16 protein-coding genes are annotated in these 16849 nt (G+C 63.6%); 7 read left to right on the top strand and 9 right to left on the bottom strand.

Annotated features, from left to right (window positions below):
• Positions 1-18: 18 nt before the first annotated feature.
• The gene (locus tag ARC39_RS13855) at positions 19-858 is read right to left on the bottom strand and encodes an SDR family NAD(P)-dependent oxidoreductase (RefSeq protein WP_068115415.1); all 840 of its coding nucleotides are present in this window, start codon (positions 856-858) and stop codon (positions 19-21) included.
• Between the two features lie 483 nt (positions 859-1341).
• On the opposite strand from ARC39_RS13855, the gene ARC39_RS13850 reads away from it, so the two are divergent.
• Positions 1342-1944, top strand: a complete 603-nt coding sequence (locus tag ARC39_RS13850; RefSeq protein WP_068115664.1) for a LysE/ArgO family amino acid transporter — start codon at positions 1342-1344, stop codon at positions 1942-1944.
• Between the two features lie 64 nt (positions 1945-2008).
• Positions 2009-2917, top strand: coding sequence for a DMT family transporter (locus tag ARC39_RS13845; RefSeq protein WP_068115409.1), 909 nt, complete (start codon positions 2009-2011; stop codon positions 2915-2917).
• Between the two features lie 14 nt (positions 2918-2931).
• Here the strand turns inward: ARC39_RS13845 and ARC39_RS13840 are convergent, their stop codons facing one another.
• Positions 2932-3381: a DUF1178 family protein gene (locus tag ARC39_RS13840; protein WP_068115408.1), complete on the bottom strand. Its 450-nt coding sequence runs from the start codon at positions 3379-3381 to the stop codon at positions 2932-2934.
• 75 nt (positions 3382-3456) lie between these two features.
• Positions 3457-3933 carry an NUDIX hydrolase gene (locus ARC39_RS13835; protein ID WP_068115407.1) on the bottom strand — a complete coding sequence of 159 codons (477 nt, stop codon included), beginning with the start codon at positions 3931-3933 and terminating at the stop codon, positions 3457-3459.
• A gap of 421 nt (positions 3934-4354) precedes the next feature.
• Between ARC39_RS13835 and ARC39_RS13830 the strand changes: the two genes are divergently transcribed.
• Positions 4355-5413: a T6SS phospholipase effector Tle1-like catalytic domain-containing protein gene (locus ARC39_RS13830; protein ID WP_068115406.1), complete on the top strand. Its 1059-nt coding sequence runs from the start codon at positions 4355-4357 to the stop codon at positions 5411-5413.
• 131 nt (positions 5414-5544) lie between these two features.
• Here the strand turns inward: ARC39_RS13830 and ARC39_RS13825 are convergent, their stop codons facing one another.
• Positions 5545-5847, bottom strand: a complete 303-nt coding sequence (locus ARC39_RS13825; RefSeq protein WP_068115403.1) for a hypothetical protein — start codon at positions 5845-5847, stop codon at positions 5545-5547.
• Positions 5848-6022: 175 nt separating this feature from the next.
• Complete coding sequence (locus tag ARC39_RS13820; protein WP_068115402.1) at positions 6023-6565, bottom strand: SH3 domain-containing protein; 543 nt, start codon at positions 6563-6565, stop codon at positions 6023-6025.
• Positions 6566-6666: 101 nt separating this feature from the next.
• On the opposite strand from ARC39_RS13820, the gene ARC39_RS13815 reads away from it, so the two are divergent.
• Both ARC39_RS13815 and ARC39_RS13810 read left to right on the top strand, forming a co-directional pair.
• Positions 6667-7653: a 2-hydroxyacid dehydrogenase gene (locus ARC39_RS13815; protein WP_068115401.1), complete on the top strand. Its 987-nt coding sequence runs from the start codon at positions 6667-6669 to the stop codon at positions 7651-7653.
• A gap of 11 nt (positions 7654-7664) precedes the next feature.
• On the top strand, positions 7665-8531 hold the full coding sequence (locus ARC39_RS13810) for a hypothetical protein (RefSeq protein WP_068115400.1): 867 nt from the start codon (positions 7665-7667) through the stop codon (positions 8529-8531).
• Positions 8532-8569: 38 nt separating this feature from the next.
• Here ARC39_RS13810 and ARC39_RS13805 read toward each other — a convergent pair whose 3' ends face one another.
• A complete protein-coding gene (locus ARC39_RS13805) occupies positions 8570-10978 on the bottom strand; it encodes a ligase-associated DNA damage response DEXH box helicase (protein ID WP_068115399.1) in 2409 nt (802 codons plus the stop codon).
• A gap of 430 nt (positions 10979-11408) precedes the next feature.
• The gene (locus ARC39_RS13800; protein ID WP_068115398.1) at positions 11409-12023 is read right to left on the bottom strand and encodes a pyridoxamine 5'-phosphate oxidase family protein; all 615 of its coding nucleotides are present in this window, start codon (positions 12021-12023) and stop codon (positions 11409-11411) included.
• Between the two features lie 201 nt (positions 12024-12224).
• On the opposite strand from ARC39_RS13800, the gene ARC39_RS13795 reads away from it, so the two are divergent.
• Positions 12225-13019, top strand: coding sequence for a CPBP family intramembrane glutamic endopeptidase (locus tag ARC39_RS13795; protein ID WP_068115396.1), 795 nt, complete (start codon positions 12225-12227; stop codon positions 13017-13019).
• 282 nt (positions 13020-13301) lie between these two features.
• Here ARC39_RS13795 and ARC39_RS13790 read toward each other — a convergent pair whose 3' ends face one another.
• Positions 13302-14612: a DUF8689 domain-containing protein gene (locus ARC39_RS13790; protein WP_068115394.1), complete on the bottom strand. Its 1311-nt coding sequence runs from the start codon at positions 14610-14612 to the stop codon at positions 13302-13304.
• 131 nt (positions 14613-14743) lie between these two features.
• Between ARC39_RS13790 and ARC39_RS13785 the strand changes: the two genes are divergently transcribed.
• The gene (locus tag ARC39_RS13785) at positions 14744-16378 is read left to right on the top strand and encodes a hypothetical protein (RefSeq protein ID WP_068115392.1); all 1635 of its coding nucleotides are present in this window, start codon (positions 14744-14746) and stop codon (positions 16376-16378) included.
• Here ARC39_RS13785 and ARC39_RS13780 read toward each other — a convergent pair.
• Positions 16345-16845 (bottom strand): prepilin peptidase, encoded by a 501-nt coding sequence (locus ARC39_RS13780; protein WP_078059262.1) that lies wholly within the window; start codon positions 16843-16845, stop codon positions 16345-16347. The genes ARC39_RS13785 and ARC39_RS13780 overlap by 34 nt on opposite strands.
• Positions 16846-16849: the final 4 nt, after the last annotated feature.

The following is a 16849-nucleotide window of genomic DNA, read 5'->3' as shown; positions in this document are numbered from 1 at the left end:
GTGATGGGGGCAGCCCGGTCAGCCCTTCAGATAGACAGCGAAGGCGTCGGCGTATTCCGGGTGCCAACGAGAGAGCGGCGGGCGGTTTTCGATGATGTCACCAATCGCCCAGGCCATCCGCTTTTCGTCCAGTTCCCGCGACACCTCATTGTCGGGGCAAAGGATGTAAAAATCGCGAGCCGCGAGTTTTTGCATCGTGAATTCTGCGGTCTGCTCAGGGGTCCATGCCCCGGCAGGTTTTTCGGTACGCCCGCCTGCCGTCAACTCCGTGAAGACAAAACCAGGGATCAGGAGGTGTGCCGAAATCTGTGCGCCTTCGGTGTTGCGCAACTCATGTGCCAGCGCTTCTGTGTAGGCCTTCACTGCCGCTTTCGCCACGTTGTAAGCCGGATCGCCCGGAGGTGTGGTGATGCCCTGTTTCGAGCCAGTGTTGACGATCATTCCCGGTCGTCCCCGTTCGATCATTCGCGGCGCAAAGGCTCGCGCGCCATTGATCACGCCCCATAGGTTTGTCTCGAGAACCGCCCGCCAGGTTTCGGTTGTGCCGAACATGGTGCTGCCGGGTTGAATGCCGGCGTTGTTCACCAGAATGTCTGTCCCTCCGAACCGCTCGGCGACCGTCTCTTCGAGCGATTGCAGGGCCACCGGATCGGATACATCCGCGACGCGCGCCATCACGTCCCGTGCGCCTGCTGAGCGGAGGGCCTCTTCGGCCGACTTCAACGGCTCGGGGCGGTTGTCCACGACGACGACTGCCATGCCGAGCGCGGCAAACGTCTTCGCGATAGCCAGTCCGATACCTGCAGCGCCCCCGGTCACGACCGCGACGGAGTTGGAGTTCAGAACGTTGTCGACCATCTTGAGGCCTCCCTGGACGTGTCGAGCGCAGCCTAGCCCCGTGGGCTGTTGGCGGGAAGGGCGAAGTGGCATGCCTTGGGTGGGCGTAGAATGCGGTTCGCACGGAGCTGGCTAACGAGCCCGTTGGAGATCTCCTGCCGACTGGTGCGTGCCAAGCACGTGCCGCTTGCCGTCGCCTGTTGGCGGGCGGGAAATGGTGCGCCACTGCAACACATCTGCCCTGTGCAGTCGGTGACACAGCCAGCCCGACCGCGACGTGAATTCGACGTTTCGATCGGGGAGGCCGCGGCGAATCGGTTGAAATCGTGACATTGATCCGCGCCTGAAGGACGGTTGAAAGACCCCGTTCGAGCGGCCGTTGCGAGACCAGTTGGTTGGGAAACGTCCGGCGTTAGAACTACTAATCATGAAGTAGAAACAATATTTTGTCTTCTTCGCCTCGACGCGGTAGTGGCTAGGAGGTTTTGGGAGACACGTAACGTGGTGACAGACGCTTTCCTTAACGGCTTTGGCCTGTCGCTCAGCCTGATCGTTGCGATTGGTGCGCAAAACGCTTTTGTTCTCCGACAGGGATTGAAGCGGGAGCATGTTTTCCCCGTCGTATTGATCTGCGCGCTGTCCGACGCCGTGCTGATTACGGCCGGAGTCTTTGCCTTTGCGACGTTGGAGCGTGTCATGCCGAACGTCGTGCCCGTTCTGCGGTGGGGTGGGGCAGCGTTCCTCGTCGTCTATGGCGCCATGAGCTTTCGAAACGCCTGGCGCGGTGGTGAGGCGCTGGAAGCCGGCAGCAACGGGGTGGGTGGGCTACGAAGCGCGGTACTGACTTGCGTTGCGCTAACCTGGCTGAACCCGCATGTCTATCTCGATACCATCGGCCTGATCGGATCTGTGTCGACCGGTTTTCCGGAGGCGCGGTGGGCCTTCGCCATCGGCGGAATCGCGGCATCATTCGTCTTCTTCTTCTCTCTTGGATACGGCGCGCGCCTGCTGCAGCCACTCTTTGCGCGACCGCTGAGTTGGCGGATTCTGGAAGCGCTCATCGGCATCGTGATGTGGTCGATCGCATACGGGCTGGTCTTCGCCTGAGCGTGCTGGCCGGAGCGCCAAATCGCGCTTGAGATAGCGTTTGTAATCGGGTCTTTTCCTGCCCATGTCTCACGCGGTTCCCGTCAACGATCAGCGCCCACTTGCGGGCGTCCTCTGGATGATGGTCACAGGCCTGTGTTTCGTCGGCGTCCAGGCGACGGTGAAGTACCTCGGCCCGCGCGTACCGGCCGCGGAAGCCGCCTTCCTGCGTTATCTGCTTGGCCTTGTTTTCATCGTTCCGATGATCCCGGCTTTGCGCCGCGCCCACGTTTCGCGTCGCGCCTGGGGAATGTTCGCGATCCGCGGGGCCTTTCAAACCATCGGGGTGCTGTGCTGGTTCTATGCGATGACCCGGATCACGCTGGCCGAAGTGACGGCGATGAACTACCTGAACCCGATCTACATAACCTTGGGCGCGGCGGTTTTCCTCGGGGAGCCGCTGGCGGCCCGGCGTCTTGTCGCGATAGGCGTGGCCTTCGCCGGCGCACTGGTAATCCTCCGTCCCGGAATGCGCGCGCTCGACTCCGGACACATAGCCATGGTTTTCACCGCCCTCGGCTTTGCCGCGTCCTATCTGATAGCCAAACGCATGGCCGGGGAGTTGGGTCCGCAGGTCGTGGTCGCGATGTTGTCCGGAATGGTGACGATTGCATTGGCCCCGTTCGCGGCTGCGGTCTGGGTCACTCCCAGTTGGGCAGACCTCGGTTGGCTCTTCGTCGTCGCGGCCTTCGCGACGGGCGGCCACTACGCCATGACCCTGGCTTTCCAGGCAGCACCAATGGCGGTGAGCCAGCCCGTCGCGTTTCTGCAACTTGTCTGGGCAAGCCTGCTCGGCGTCGTCTTCTTCGCCGAGCCAGTGGACGGCTGGGTCGTCATTGGCGGCGGGATGATCATGGCCGCGGTTTCATTCATCGCCTGGCGAGAGGCGCGTTTGCGGGCGGCACAGCCGACGCCGACAGTTACCGGCGGCTAGCGCGGGCGGTTCGGCTAGTTTTCCTTCCGCCGAGCTGCGAAGGGGAGGGGAACCACAGGAATACCATCCTCGATCAATTGCTTGGCATCCTTGGCGTTTGCCTCTCCGTGAATGGAGCGTCGCGGAGATTCACCTTCGTGAATGGCGCGGGCTTCGCGTGCGAATTCCGTTCCCACGTAGTCGCTGTTGGCTTCGATCTTGCGCCGCAGTTCCTTGAGTGCCTGTTCAGCCGGAGAAGCCGGTGCCGAAAGTGGGCGTTCCGGTTCCGGCGCCGCCGGTTCCTGCTCCGAGCGCGACTCGTGGGTACGCACGCTCGGCGCCATGATCGCCTTTTCCACCTTGGTCGATCCGCAAACCGCGCAGCCCACCATACCCGCGTTCTTCAGGGTCTCGAACGCATCTGCCGAGGCGAACCAGCTGTCGAAACGGTGGTTCTCGGCACATATGAGGCTGTACTTTATCATCGGAGAAACATGTAGCCCGTCCCCTGACCGATTGGTAGAGGGCCCGTCCGGTTGCTGTCCGGCAGAACGCGGCTTCTAGGAGAGTTGGCGCGGATCGAATTCCTTCAGAATCCGCCTCAGTTCAGGTTCGGCAACCTTGCGCGCAGCTTCCTTGGGGGAAAACCACTTTCTCTTGCGTTCCTTGTGTTCGGGATAGTCCTTGGACAACGATTTGACCCTCATCGGAAAAACCGTGACCACACAGGGAACATCGCTGTCCCCGCCTTCTCCGTATTTGGTGTAGCTGTAAAGGCCAACGCAGATGTCCTGTACCTTGCCGCGTACACCAGCCTCTTCCCAGGCCTCTACAGCCGCGGTTTCGGATGGCGCCATGCGCTTGATTGGCCAACCCTTGGGAATGATCCATCGGCGGCTGGTGCGCGACGTGATCAGGAGCACCTGCGTTTTTCCCCGCACGGTACGGTAGCACAGGGCGCCAAACTGCGTGCGTACACCCTTCCCATGATCCCCCTTCAAGGAAAGGGGTACCTTTGTCGTCCCGTATAGGCTCACGCGTCTACTCTCACCAATCGATTGTTATCAGTTCCCGCAAGATGGTGCTCTGCGGGTTGTACGTGGGGTATCATTTCTGGCGCAGGGTAAAAAGTAACAACTACGGTAGGTAATGAAATCCCGTTGCTGCGAGGGTGACATACTTAAAAAGCATGTCAAGCAACTCGGCCGACACCCACGAGTCGCAGGGGCAGGGCCAACAGCCTATGCGGACCCCGGTGTTCCATCGCGAGCAACAGTTCTCGGCCTGTGCGGATACTGGTCACGCCTTAGACACGTTTGGTCGCGTTTCGTTACCGATTGGTGGAACATCGCCCTTTGCCTGACCAGATTCCTTGTTAGGATTACGCTAGGTTTGTGAGGAGTTTGGTGTGATGGAAGGGGCGTTGACCCCGCGGGGCGGACATACGGCAGGGCTACAATGCGCCTGAGCAGGCATCTTGCCGCTTGGTCGCGACTGCGCCGGAAAAATCGGCAACGTCAGTCTCGACCGGCCAGCCGCAAGCGTGGACCGGTCACACATGTGATCGTCCTCGACGGTACCATGTCGAGCCTCCAGCATGGCTGCGAGACGAGTGCCGGTCTGACGTACAAGCTGTTGTCGGCCGATGGCCCGAAAGCAGGGATGTCCCTTTTCTACGAATCCGGCGTTCAGTGGCAGGATTGGGTCAGTACCCATCACGTGCTGGTCGGTCGAGGTCTCAATCGCAAGATCAGGCGGGCCTATGGGTTCCTCGCATCGCGTTACCGCCCGGGCGACCGGATCTACCTGTTCGGGTATTCGCGCGGCGCGTTCGCCGTGCGATCCTTGGGAGGGGTGATCGACCGGCTCGGTCTGCTCAAATCGCAGCACGCCACCGTACGCAATGTCCGCCAGATATGGCGGCACTACGAGTACGCACCGGAGGGAGAGGCGGCGGAAACCTTCTCGCGCGCCTATTGCCACACGGAGGTGCCTATCGAGATGATCGGCGTGTGGGACACGGTGAAGGCGCTCGGCCTGCGATTGCCCTTGATATGGCGCTACACGGAACAGGCTCATGCCTTCCACAATCACGCGCTCGGCCGCCATGTTAAGCGTGGGTGCCATGCGCTTGCTCATGATGAAACCCGCCTCATCTTCGCGCCCGAGCTCTGGGAGACGCAGAACGGACACCCCGGCCTCATCGAGCAGCGGTGGTTCCCTGGCAGTCATGGCGACATTGGCGGGCAGATAGGCGATTTCGATGAGGCACGGCCGCGTGCGAATGTGCCGTTGGTCTGGATGCTGGAACACGCCGAAGCGGCAGGGTTGGAACTCCCCTGCGGTTGGCGAACAAACTTCCCGCAGGACATCACGGCGCCCAGTGCCGGAACCTGGCGGGGATGGGGAAAGATGTTCCTTCTGCGGTCGCGGCGGCGAATTGGCTTCGATCCGTCGGAAACGTTTCATCCGGCAATTGACCGCCAGCTTGATCTTGCAGCGCTGGCAACCAGCTAAGCAGAACAGGTTCTGGGCAACTCGCATCGCGCGAACACGCGGCAGGCTCGTTCATGCTGGTTTGATTTATTGAAGGGTCGCTCGTTGCCAGCGCTACAATCACGTTCTTGCGTCTGCCGCGCGTACAGGGATCAGCCGCGCAATCGGCGGGCGTTGCTGCGGGTCTTGATTCGAAGCGGCTTCACTGCGGCGCGGGCGACGGATGCTGCGTCGCCGCCCCGGATCGCGACTTCCCCGGCATGCTGAGCCGCGCGGGCGAATGCCGCGGGCTTTTCCAGCACCATTCGGGAGGCTTCGCCGGCGGACATGGTACCTGTCATCATTTGCACCATGCGATGCCAGATAACCTCGTTCGCGGCCATCCACATCTGCTGATAGGCGTGCGACGTCTTCTGCCAGTTGCGCGCGGAAACAAGGAACGGATTGTAGAACATTGGAAGCTCCGAATGGGAAGGTTAAACGATATACCGGATAGGTTTCGAAATCCCTTGCTTCGAAAGAAATTGCCAAGCGGTGCGGCGCGCAGACAACAAGTGTGCCACTGCAAGGGGGGCGACGTGCACAGATTGCCGATGTCCGTCGGTCGATGCGCGCCGGCAAGACCGCGATCTATTCGCGCAACTCGTCCGCTCCGACCCCCCAAAGCGCCGTTTTCCGGACCCAGCCACGCTCGCCGCCGGCCGTGATCCTGCACCAACCCGGCGTGCATTCGCCAAGGCGCGCGACCACGCCGCTTTGTACCTTTGCGACTTCCATCGAATCGTTGGCCGGCCGCGCGCGCAAGGCCACCATGTCTTGCTCGACGAGGACTGTTCGCGCCCCCGATAGCAGGGAATAGTGCATCCAGCCCCCGGCGCCGTCGCGGTCACGAACGCGGCGCCAGTGCCCGAACTCGGCGGTCACCTGCAACGGCAAGGCGCGGCGCTTGTATACCCAGTCGATTCGGTGGCTGAGCGAGGGACCTCGCCGGGCGTTACCCTCGGCCGCTTTCAACGAGACATAGCGTGGAAGCGGCAGGTTCGTGACTGACCCTCGAGAGCCATCGGTGCCGTTGCCGTCAGCAAACGCGGCCCCGGCAGCGAGCGCGAGAAGAATTACCGTAAATGCACCGAACAAGCCCCTGAGCCGGGGCGGGCTGGCCTGAAGTCCCATGTCTTTTTGTCGCTCGTTTCGGGGGGGCGCTTGTCGCACGCCGCTTTGGTCGCCAATGTGCCAGCGAGGAAATAGTCTTGGAAGATGGGAGGAGCGCACCGATGCCGAAGGAACGGCTGAGTGTTGTCGTGACGCGACGGTTGCCAGAGGCGGTGGAAACTCGCATGCAGGAGCTCTTCGACGTCGAATTGAGCACGAGCGACCAACCGATGACCCGCGAGGAACTCATTGACGCGTTGTGTCGCGCCGATGTGCTGGTGCCGACGATTACCGACCGGATCGATGCGGCCATGCTCGCCCACGCGGGCGAACGGGTGAAACTGATCGCCAACTACGGCGCCGGTGTGGACAACATCGACGTGATCACAGCCCGGCAGCGCGGGATTCTCGTTTCCAACACGCCGGGGGTGACGACCGAGGATACAGCCGACATGGCGATGGCGCTGATCCTCGCGGTGACACGCCGCATTCCCGAAGGCCTGGCGACCATGCAGGCCGGCAGATGGAGGGGCTGGGCGCCCACCGCCTTCCTCGGGGGCCGTGTCGGCGGGCGCCGGCTCGGTATCCTCGGCATGGGACGAATCGGTCAGGCCGTCGCACGGCGCGCCAATGCGTTCGGAATGCAGGTCCACTACCACAACCGCCGCAAGCTGCGGCCCGAGGTGGAGGCGGACCTGTCCGCCACCTACTGGGAAAGCCTCGACCAGATGGTCAGCCGGATGGATGTCATCTCGATCAACTGTCCGCATACGCCGTCCACCTTCCACTTGATGAATGCGCGCCGCCTCAAGCTGATGAAGCCATCGGCGGTGCTGATAAACACCTCGCGCGGCGAGGTCGTGGACGAGAATGCGCTGACCCGCATGTTGCGAGGCGACGAGATCGCTGGCGCCGGGCTGGATGTCTACGAACACGGTGCAGAGATCAACCCGCGCCTGCGCGACCTCGACAACGTGGTGCTGCTGCCGCAAATGGGCTCGGCAACCCTCGAAGGCCGGATCGAGATGGGTGAGAAGGTAATCATCAATATCAAGACCTTTGACGATGGTCACCGGCCGCCCGATCTGATCGTGCCGTCGATGCTCTGAGGGAGGTGGCGATGCTGGCGCCTCGGCGCTTTCTTGCCTTTCTGGCGGCGGCGCTCTGTCTGGTTCTGGCGCTCAATCAGTCCACGCCGCTCAGCGAGCCGGCGCGGAAGGGAGCGCAGGATGCGGCCGTGGCGGCCCTCGGCGTCTACGTCGCGCTGCGGTCGGTCAACGCGGTTCTCTCCATTGCGCAGGAGATCGAGGTCGGCGGCAGCGTCGGCGTGTCGGCCAACGCCCAGCCGCTCAAGATCCTCGAACCGATCGACGATACAGTGGAGCGGGTCGCGGGCGCGACGTTCTCAGTGGCGTTGCTCGCTGGTGTGCTGGCCATTGGGATCGGGCCGGTCTCCAGCCTTGGATTCCTGTTGCTGGCCCTGGGGCTGGCGATCTACGCCATCCGCGGGCCATTGCACCGTCTCGGGGACACATTTGCCAACCCGGTCTGCCGCGCAGGTGACGCCTCCAACCTGACGGGGGTCGTGTTGGCAATCCTCCTGCCGCTCTCCTTGGCGATGGGCGGTGTACTTGGCGAGGCTTTGACGCGAGACCAATGGACCGAGTCCATGGCCAAGGTCGACGAGGTGGCGAGTTATTCCCAGAGCCTCATCGGCGCGACGGAGGACATTGGTTTAACAGAGCCGATCGATCCGCAGGCGGAGGGGTTTCTCGACCGGTTGCAAGGCGCCCTGTCATCGGCCGGGCAGGATGTTTCCGACACTCTTGCCTACCGGAAGGCGGCCGGGTTCTACGTGAGCCATGCCGATGACCTGTTAACCGCCTCGCTCCAGCTGATCGCCATTTTCCTGCTGCGCGCGCTGGTCTTGCCGCTGACGCTCGTCGTCGTGATGGTCGCTCTGTTGCGCCAAATCACGCGCGGATAGGAGGGTCGGCGGGCTGAGACGGCCTCGCCGAAGCCGCGTCACACGTCCAGCCCGGCGGACTGCATTAACCGCGCGGCTTCCTCTGCCAGCAATCTCTCCTGCGCGGCGCCTGCCACCGGCACCTTGCCCACTTCCAGTAACAGCGGCGCGGCGAGTGGCGAGACCCGGTCGAGCCGCAGGACGTCAATCCGCCCCGCGATCCTGTCGATCATACTTTCGATCCGACCGAAATCCACGAGGCCACGCATGGCCTCCTCTCGCGTGATCTGCATCAGCAGGTGATCTGGATCGTATTTCAGAAGCGTGTCGTAGAGGATGTCTGAGGAGAAGGTCGCCTGCCGCCCGGACTTCCGGGCCGATGGCGTGTTGCGCTCGATGAGCCCAGCAATGGTGGCGCTGGCGCGAAAGGTCCGTTTCATGACCGCATTGCCTGCAAGCCAGCTGTCCAACCCGTCAAGAAGCGTTTCGCGGGCGAAGAGCGGGGCCGCATCGTGCAGTGGCTCCAAGCCCCAGATCAATGTCGCGTAGTCCGTGGCCACGAACCCGAGCGGATGCAGGCCCTCGTCTTCCATCCGCCGCGTCAGCAGCAGGCCAAGCGTCTGTTGCGCATTCCGTCCGGCGAAACCGTAGACGCAGCAGTGTTCCCTGCCGTCGTGGGGAAAGCTCTCCACAAGCAGCCGGTCGCGTTCGGGCAACCGGGAGACGCTGCGTTGCAGGTGGAGCCAGTCGCGGGTGTGGTCCGGCAGGTCAGGCCAATCGTCTGCGCGGAACATCTCCAGAATCCGGTCCTGCAGCCGCGTGGAACTGGAGAACTTCGTCCCTGCAAAGACCGCCACCTTGGGCTTTGAGGAGGCGTGCCGCGTCACTTCCACGGTCATCTCGTGCAGCCCCTCGTAGCGCACGATCTGGCCGCCCATCAGGAACGTGTCGCCCGGCGTCAGGGATGCGGCGAAGGCTTCCTCCACCTCTCCCAAAGGTCGACCGCCACGCCCCTTGATACGAACTTTCAGTGTGTCGGTGTCCTGGATCGTTCCGATGTTCATGCGAATGCGCTGCGCGCTGCGCGGATCGCGGAGTTGCCACAGCCCGTCGGGGCGCTTTTGCATGCGTTGCCATCGGTCATAGGCGCGCAGCGCGTAGCCTCCGGTGGCGCAGAAATCGAGACATGCGTCGAACTCGCGGCGGCTGAGGGTATCGAAAGCGCCGGCGGCGGTCACCTCCGCGAAGAGATCGTCGGCCGACACCGGACCCGCACAGGCGGCGATCAGGATATGCTGGCAGAGCACGTCACGGGGGCCGGTTCCCCGCGGCTCGCCATCCAGGTCATGGGCGCGAACGGCGTCGAGTGCTGCCTGGCATTCCACGATTTCGAAGCGGTTCGCGGGCACAAGCAGCGCCTTCGACGGGGCGTTGTAGCGGTGATTGGCGCGTCCGATGCGTTGCACCAGCCGCTTCACGTTTTTCGGGGCGCCGACCTGGATTACCAGATCCACGTCGCCCCAGTCGATCCCGAGATCGAGCGACCCCGTGCAGACGATGGCCCGCAGGCTCCCCGACACCATGGCACTCTCGACGCGCTCGCGTTGCTCGCGGGACAACGACCCGTGGTGGATGCCGATGGGGAGACCCTCGTCGTTTGCCAGCCACAGGTGGTGGAAGAAGATCTCCGCCTGCGCGCGCGTGTTGTGGAAGATCAGCGTCGTGCGATGGCGGCGCACCTGTTCCAGGACGGCGGCGATGGCGTAGCGGCCGCCGCCGCCGGACCAGGGCGGCGGTTCGCTTGTCGACAGCATCGCGATGTCCGGCGCGGGGCCGGGGTCCGCCTCGACGATCTCGACGGGGTCGGGACGACGCGCCATGAAACGCCCGATGGCTGGCGGGTCGTCGACTGTTGCCGACAGCCCGACCCGGCGCAGGCCCGGCGCGAGTGTGGAGAGGCGGGCCAGCGCCAGCATGAGCTGGTCGCCGCGCTTGGACTCGGCGAGGGCGTGAACCTCGTCCAGGATGACCCGGGAGAGGCCGGCGAAGATCCGCGGCGCATCCTCGTAGGAGGTCAGCAGGGCGAGGGATTCCGGCGTGGTGAGCAGGATGTGGGGCGGATCGGCGCGCTGGCGCTTCTTGGCGGTGGCGGAGGTGTCGCCGGTGCGGTCCTCGATGCGGATGGGCAGGCCCATCTCGGCCACCGGGGCGGAGAGGTTGCGGCGGATATCGGCGGCCAGCGCCTTGAGGGGCGAGACGTAGAGGGTGTGAAGGCCCGCGTGGTCGCCCCGGGACAGCTCCAGCAGGGTGGGCAGGAACCCCGCCATCGTCTTGCCGCCGCCGGTGGGGGCGACCAGCAGCACGGCGGGTGCGGCGGCGCGGTCGAGCATGGCCTGCTGGTGGGGATGGACCTGCCAGCCGCGGGCGGCGAACCAGTCGGAAAAGGGGGAGGGCAGGGGGGCGGCCATGGGGGCACCCTAGCGGCGGCGGCGCGGGGCTTCCAGATCCCGCTGGAGCGGGCGCATGTCTCACGCGTGAGACACTTTTTCATCTGTGCAATTTCAATGGGTTATGGGGGCAAATTCACGATTTGTTCAGAATTGACGCCGGCCGGGAGAGGTATGGGAGACACATCGTTGCGCCGCCGCGTCTGGCTGGCCGCTTCCGAGGCGGAAACGCCCGGTCGCTTCTGGGGCATCACACGCGCGTCTCGCCAGCGGGCATTGTCCGGAGATGGCAAAACCGCTGGGGATAGCAGCAAACTGCGAATTGCTGTCACTTGGGGTGTTTTACCCCGCGTCGGCGATTTCATTGCGTGGCTGGCTACTCAACCAGACAGCCATGGACGCTCAATTAACGAGCCCGGAACCGCGACAGCTATTTTTGTTGCGCATGCCATCACCAAAGGGTCGTCCGATAGGCTTCATCGAGGATGCCATCGTATTCCTTTGCCGTTTCGGACAGCTTCGCCTGGTCCTTCAACATCTCGCCCAAGGTCGGCATTTCGGACCGCTCTGCCCATGTTTCCGGCTTCCAGAGGTTTGATCGGATGAAGGCCTTTGCGCAATGCAGGTACACTTGGTGGACCTTGACCACCAAGACGGCCATGGCCGGTCGGTTGTTGACATGCATTTCCTCGCACAAGGCCTGATCGAGAGTCAGCCGCGCCTCGCCGTTTATGCGCAGCGTCTCGTTCATGCCGGGGATTAGGAACAGCAGCCCGACTGCCGGGTTTTCGACGACGTTTTCCCAGGTATCGAGGCGGTTGTTGCCAGGGCGATCCGGGATCGCAATTGTCCGGTCGTCGACGACGCGAACAAATCCGGGTTGATCGCCTTTTGGCGAAACGTCACCGTTGCCGTCGCAATCCTGCGAGCCGATGAATACGAAAGGCGAATGCTCGATGAACCGTTTGGAGTGCGGGTCAATGAAGGGCAGCTGCTTCTTGATGGCAACTTCATGAGTTGGATCGAACGCTTCACGCAGTTCCCTGCGGGACTTCACGAATTCCATTAGGCACTCCTTGGGGGGTGAGTGAGCAGTAACGCCGGAGATTAGCGAAGCACAATACGGACATCCGATCAAACCTGTCGGACGACCCAAGGGTCGGCAATACGATCCGTTCGCATTGAGCCGCGCCGCCATTGACAAATCCGTCGCTGCCTTGCGCATTGGGACGGAGTCGGCGGGCCCAGTAGCGGGGAGCGGGGAAGAGTGGAGGGGCAACGTACCAACTGGCGCCAGATCCGCGTGTTCGCGGTTCTGACCGTGATCCTCACGGTCGCCGGATATGCGCTCCTGGCCAGCACCGGCGAAACCAACATCTTCCTTCTCGCCGCTCCTGCTGTTGCGGCCCTCGCGACGAAACTACTCACGCAGCGCAACCTTCGCGGTTTTTGGTTCGGACTACCGTCCTGGCGCTGGCTGGCAATTGCCTATTTGCTCCCGATTGGGGTCAGCGGTTGCGCGTTCCTTGCTTACTGGCTTCTTGTTGATGGCGGGTTCGTTGGCTCAGAAGAGCCGCCGGTTTGGGCGGCACTCGCGATGACGGCGGGGCCGGTATTCGTGACCACGGCCCTGTTTTCCTTGGGTGAGGAGCTGGGCTGGCGCGGATTCCTCGTGCCGGAAATGGCGAAGTCCTGCCGGGTTTCCACGGTCGCCTGGGTCACCGGGCTGATCTGGGCGATCTGGCATTGGCCGTTGATCACTCTCGCAACGGATGTGACGGGATTGAATCTCGTCAGCCCCTGGTTTGCGTTGCCCGTCTTCACCGTCATTCTGTGCGCGGCGGGTACCGTGCTTGCGTGGGTAACGTTGCAGTCTAGAAGCCTTTGGCCCGCCGTCGTTCTGCATGGGTCGCAGAACGCATTCACGCATGGCTTCTTCATGGAGGTGACCGATCAAGCCGGCTATGGCCCCTACTTCGTTTCCGAGGCGGGCGGGCTACTGGCCGTGACATGGGCGGCAGCGGCAGCGTTCGTGCTGATGCGGTGGCGCATGCGGTCGTAATCCGGGGCGCGGGAGGCACTCGGTTTTCCGACCGGGCCACCCGTTGGGCGCATCGCGCCTTGCGCGCCCCAACCATCGCACCACGACGGCGGGGCGCGAAATCCAAGATCAGGGCATTGCGCGGCGGGAGCGGCGCCAGACCGCCGGGGCCGACCGGCGCAGGCCCGGCGGCAACGCCGCGGTCCGGGCGATAGCGCGTCGTTCCAATGGTGTGGGGCTTCGCGAGTTGCGGGCCACTCGGGGGAGCCACGCCCCCCGGTCCGCAACCCGCACCGGCCCGGCTCAGTGTTCGATATGTTCTTCCTTGACGAACATGTTCTCCCAGGCGCGGTCGATCAGCTCCGGGGTCATCTGGCGCGGGATGCCTTCGAATTCGCAGGTCGAGATCATCTGGTCGATCAGGAAGATCGGCTGGTAATTCGCGTAGACGTTGTCGATGGTCGGATACTTGTGCTTGAGCAGGTGGATGAGCGCGTCCTGATCGAGCGGCATCTTCCGCTTCTTGGCCATCATGGCGAAGATCTTCAGGAAGTCCTCCTGGTCCGGCCCGTCGATCTTGATCTTGAAGAAGATCCGGCGGAGCGCCGCCTTGTCGAAGATCTCGTTGGGGTGGAAGTTGGTGGAGAAGATCACCAGTGTGTCGAAGGGAACCTCGAATTTCTCGCCCGATTGCAGCGCGAGGATGTCGCGGCTTTCTTCCAGCGGCACGATCCAGCGGTTGACGAGCTTCTGCGGCGGTTCGGCCTGGCGGCCGAGGTCGTCGACGATGAAGATGCCGCCGGTGGATTTGAGCTGCAGCGGCGCCTGGTAGGTGCGCGCGGTGGGGTTGTAGACGAGGTCGAGCATCGAGAGCGACAGTTCGCCGCCGGTGACCACGGTCGGGCGCTCGCAGCGCACGTAGCGGGTGTCGAACCGGTTGCCGGCGCGGCGCAGCGCCGTGGGGTCGTCCACCTGTTCCTCGGCGGCGGTATGCACGATGGGGTCGTAGACGGTGATCACCTGGCCGGCGTATTCGATGGCGCGTGGGATGTAGATCTTGTCGCCCATGGCGTCGCGAATGCCGTTGGAGATGGAGGATTTACCGTTGCCCGGCGGGCCGTACATCAGGATCGACCGGCCGGCGGAGACGGCGGGGCCGAGCTGGTCCAGCAGCATGTCGGGCAGGATCAGGTGCCCCATCGCATCGATCAGCTGCTTGCGGGTGATCTGGATATTGCGGATCGACTGCCGCTTGACCTGCTCGGAATAGACTTCGAGCGGCACCGGCATCGCGCCGTAGTATTCGGATTGCGCCAGCGCATCCAGCGCGCGGGCCTTGCCGGCATCGGTGAGTTGGTAGCCCATCTCGCCGCCGGAATTGGCGTGCAGAGTGCCGGTGGCCTCCACCAGCTTCTGCTCGCGGCTCACGTCGACGAGCTCCTGCGCCACCGGGATCGGCAGGCAGATCGCGCGCGCCAGCTCGCTGACCATTTCCACGTTCTTCCGGAACATCGTTTTCAGCACGATGTCGCGCATCATCACCGGTGGCAGCTTCATCTCGTCGAGATTCCGCGGCGCCGGAGGCGCGATCACATTGCCGACTTCCATATTCATGACGTCACTCGCCCAGTTGTCTCATGCATTTTTGCCGATTTCGCCCGGAATTCGACATGAACGCCTGCCATTCCACAGACAGTCCGAAAAGTGCCGGTCCATTGTGGCCAAAAGAAGGAAACAGAGCAGTGATGAAAAGACGGGACGCATTGGCCTTTGGCGCTTTCCTGGCGGGGCTGTGGGCCATTCTGAGCGTCGTGCTCCTCCTCAAGGGCGGGCTTTACATCGAGAAGCACGAGGGCGACACGCTGCACCTGGTCGATATCGTTCTGCGGCAGGCTGCCGGGGAATGGCCGCATCTCGATTTCATGACCCCCATCGGCCTTTTCGCCACGGCGCCGATTGCGTTCTTTGCCGCGCAGGGATGGGACGTGGGCGTCGCCTTTCTTGCCGCGCAGGTGCTTGTGGGCGCGTTGTTCATCCTGCCTGTCTGGTGGGTGGGTGTGTCGCGGATGCAGAGCGGCTGGGCGGCGGTTTTCGGCGCCATCTGCCTGTTTCTCGCACTTGCCATGGTGCACGGGGAATCCGAGCCCTCGCTTTCGATCTCGATGCATTACAACCGGTGGGCCTGGGCACTGGCGTTCCTGGCCATCGCCACGGCGATCCTGCCGCCGGTGAACCGTGAATCCCGGGTCGCGGACGGGCTGGTGCTCGGCCTTGCGGTCGCGGCGCTCGCGATGATCAAGGTGACTTACGTCGCGGCCTTCCTGCCGCCGATCCTCGTGGCACTGTTGCTGCGCCGCGACTGGGGCGCCATCGGCGTCGCCATTGCGGCCGGGCTGGCCGTTGTGGCTGCGATCACCCTCATGGCGGGGGTCGATTTCTGGGGCGCCTATGTGCGCGATGTGTTGACGGTGGTGCAATCCGAGAGCCGTCCGCGCCCCGGCCATGCGCTGCGGGCGATCGTCGTCGCGCCGGCCTATCTTGGCGGCACGTTTGCGGCACTCGCGGCGGTCATCCTGCTGCGGCAGGCCGGGCGGGACAACGAGGGGCTGGTCCTGCTGCTGCTGCTGCCGGGGTTTGCCTATGTGACCTACCAGAACTTCGGGAACGACCCGCAGTGGCTCTACCTTCTGGGGGTGCTGCTCTTCATGCTGCGGCCGGCGGCGGGCACGGTGAACGCGGCGGGCTGGGACATGCGGCAGGCGATTGCGCTGGCCGGTTGCGCTGTCTTCATGCTGGCGCTGCCGTCGGCCCTGAATGTCTCCTTCAGCCCGTTCCGGCACCTGGCGGCAAAGCCGGCGGAGTTCAAGCCGATGTTCCCGCGCAATACCGACGAGCGCAGCGTTTTCGTGAAGGGCGACCGCAACGAGCGTATCGGCGGCCGGGTGGAACTGGAAATCATCGGGCTCACAGCGCCCGAACCCGAGGAGGAGATCGCCGACGCCGTGCTGCTGGACGAAGTGCTGCCCGTCTGCGAACTCTCCGGCGGTTTCATCCTGCGCTACGACGGCATTGCCCGCGACCTGGAGCAGGCCGGGTTCGATGGGAGCGCGATTTTCGGGGCGGACTTGCTCACAAGCTACTGGCTTTTCGGGGATTTTCAGCGCCTGGCGAGCGGGGCACCGTGGCGCTATGACGGCCTGCCGGGGATCGGATCGGCCAGCCACCTGCTCGTGCCGCTATGCCCGCTCAGCCTCAATTCACGGGCCAACGTGCTGAAACTGGTGCGCGAGGCGGGCTATGGGTTGGCCGAACAGCGCAGAACCTCGGCCTACGTTCTCCTGGAGCTTCAGGCGCCGGAGACCGCGCCGAGCGACAGGTAGGTTATCAGCAGGCCGCCAAGCGCGAGGCCCATGGGGAAATCCTGCCGTTCCCAGCTCTCCCATTGGGGGGCTGCCGCGCGCACGGCCGGTATCCGGCGCAGGGCACGGTGGCTGACGAAGGCCGCCAGCAACAAGCCCGCGAACAGGTAGCAGACGGAGGAGACATCGCCGAGCGCGATAAACGGCGCCATGGCGGCGGCGAATTTCGCGTCGCCCGCCCCCATGAGGCCAGCCATGTTCATCAAAAACCCGATCAGCAGGATCACGGCCAGATGGAGGAACTGCCAGGCGTAGGTGTCAAAGGGCAGGGCGAGCGGGCCGATCACGACATAGACCCCAACCAGCGCATAGACCGCGCGGTTGGGGATCTTCATGAAGGCCATGTCGTTCCACGCCACCCACAAGCCGATGGGGATGGCGAAGGGGAGAAACCACCGCGCCGCGCTGACGGGAATTTCCAGATCCATTGCG

It is taken from the genome of Tropicimonas marinistellae (assembly GCF_001509585.1).
Classification (GTDB): domain Bacteria; phylum Pseudomonadota; class Alphaproteobacteria; order Rhodobacterales; family Rhodobacteraceae; genus Tropicimonas; species Tropicimonas marinistellae.
Note: the sequence above shows the minus strand (reverse complement) of the source record. Positions and strands in the feature narration are given on the sequence as shown.

Excerpts from the sequence above, each read along its gene's own strand:
- ARC39_RS13855 (WP_068115415.1), bottom strand. The coding sequence starts at position 858 with ATGGTCGACAACGTTCTGAACTCCAACTCCGTCGCGGTCGTGACCGGG.
- ARC39_RS13785 (WP_068115392.1), top strand. The coding sequence starts at position 14,744 with ATGAAAAGACGGGACGCATTGGCCTTTGGCGCTTTCCTGGCGGGGCTG.
- ARC39_RS13825 (WP_068115403.1), bottom strand. The coding sequence starts at position 5,847 with ATGTTCTACAATCCGTTCCTTGTTTCCGCGCGCAACTGGCAGAAGACG.
- ARC39_RS13805 (WP_068115399.1), bottom strand. The coding sequence starts at position 10,978 with ATGGCCGCCCCCCTGCCCTCCCCCTTTTCCGACTGGTTCGCCGCCCGC.
- ARC39_RS13800 (WP_068115398.1), bottom strand. The coding sequence starts at position 12,023 with ATGGAATTCGTGAAGTCCCGCAGGGAACTGCGTGAAGCGTTCGATCCA.
- ARC39_RS13790 (WP_068115394.1), bottom strand. The coding sequence starts at position 14,612 with ATGAATATGGAAGTCGGCAATGTGATCGCGCCTCCGGCGCCGCGGAAT.
- ARC39_RS13840 (WP_068115408.1), bottom strand. The coding sequence starts at position 3,381 with ATGATAAAGTACAGCCTCATATGTGCCGAGAACCACCGTTTCGACAGC.
- ARC39_RS13845 (WP_068115409.1), top strand. The coding sequence starts at position 2,009 with ATGTCTCACGCGGTTCCCGTCAACGATCAGCGCCCACTTGCGGGCGTC.
- ARC39_RS13830 (WP_068115406.1), top strand. The coding sequence starts at position 4,355 with ATGCGCCTGAGCAGGCATCTTGCCGCTTGGTCGCGACTGCGCCGGAAA.
- ARC39_RS13810 (WP_068115400.1), top strand. The coding sequence starts at position 7,665 with ATGCTGGCGCCTCGGCGCTTTCTTGCCTTTCTGGCGGCGGCGCTCTGT.
- ARC39_RS13815 (WP_068115401.1), top strand. The coding sequence starts at position 6,667 with ATGCCGAAGGAACGGCTGAGTGTTGTCGTGACGCGACGGTTGCCAGAG.
- ARC39_RS13780 (WP_078059262.1), bottom strand. The coding sequence starts at position 16,845 with ATGGATCTGGAAATTCCCGTCAGCGCGGCGCGGTGGTTTCTCCCCTTC.
- ARC39_RS13820 (WP_068115402.1), bottom strand. The coding sequence starts at position 6,565 with ATGGGACTTCAGGCCAGCCCGCCCCGGCTCAGGGGCTTGTTCGGTGCA.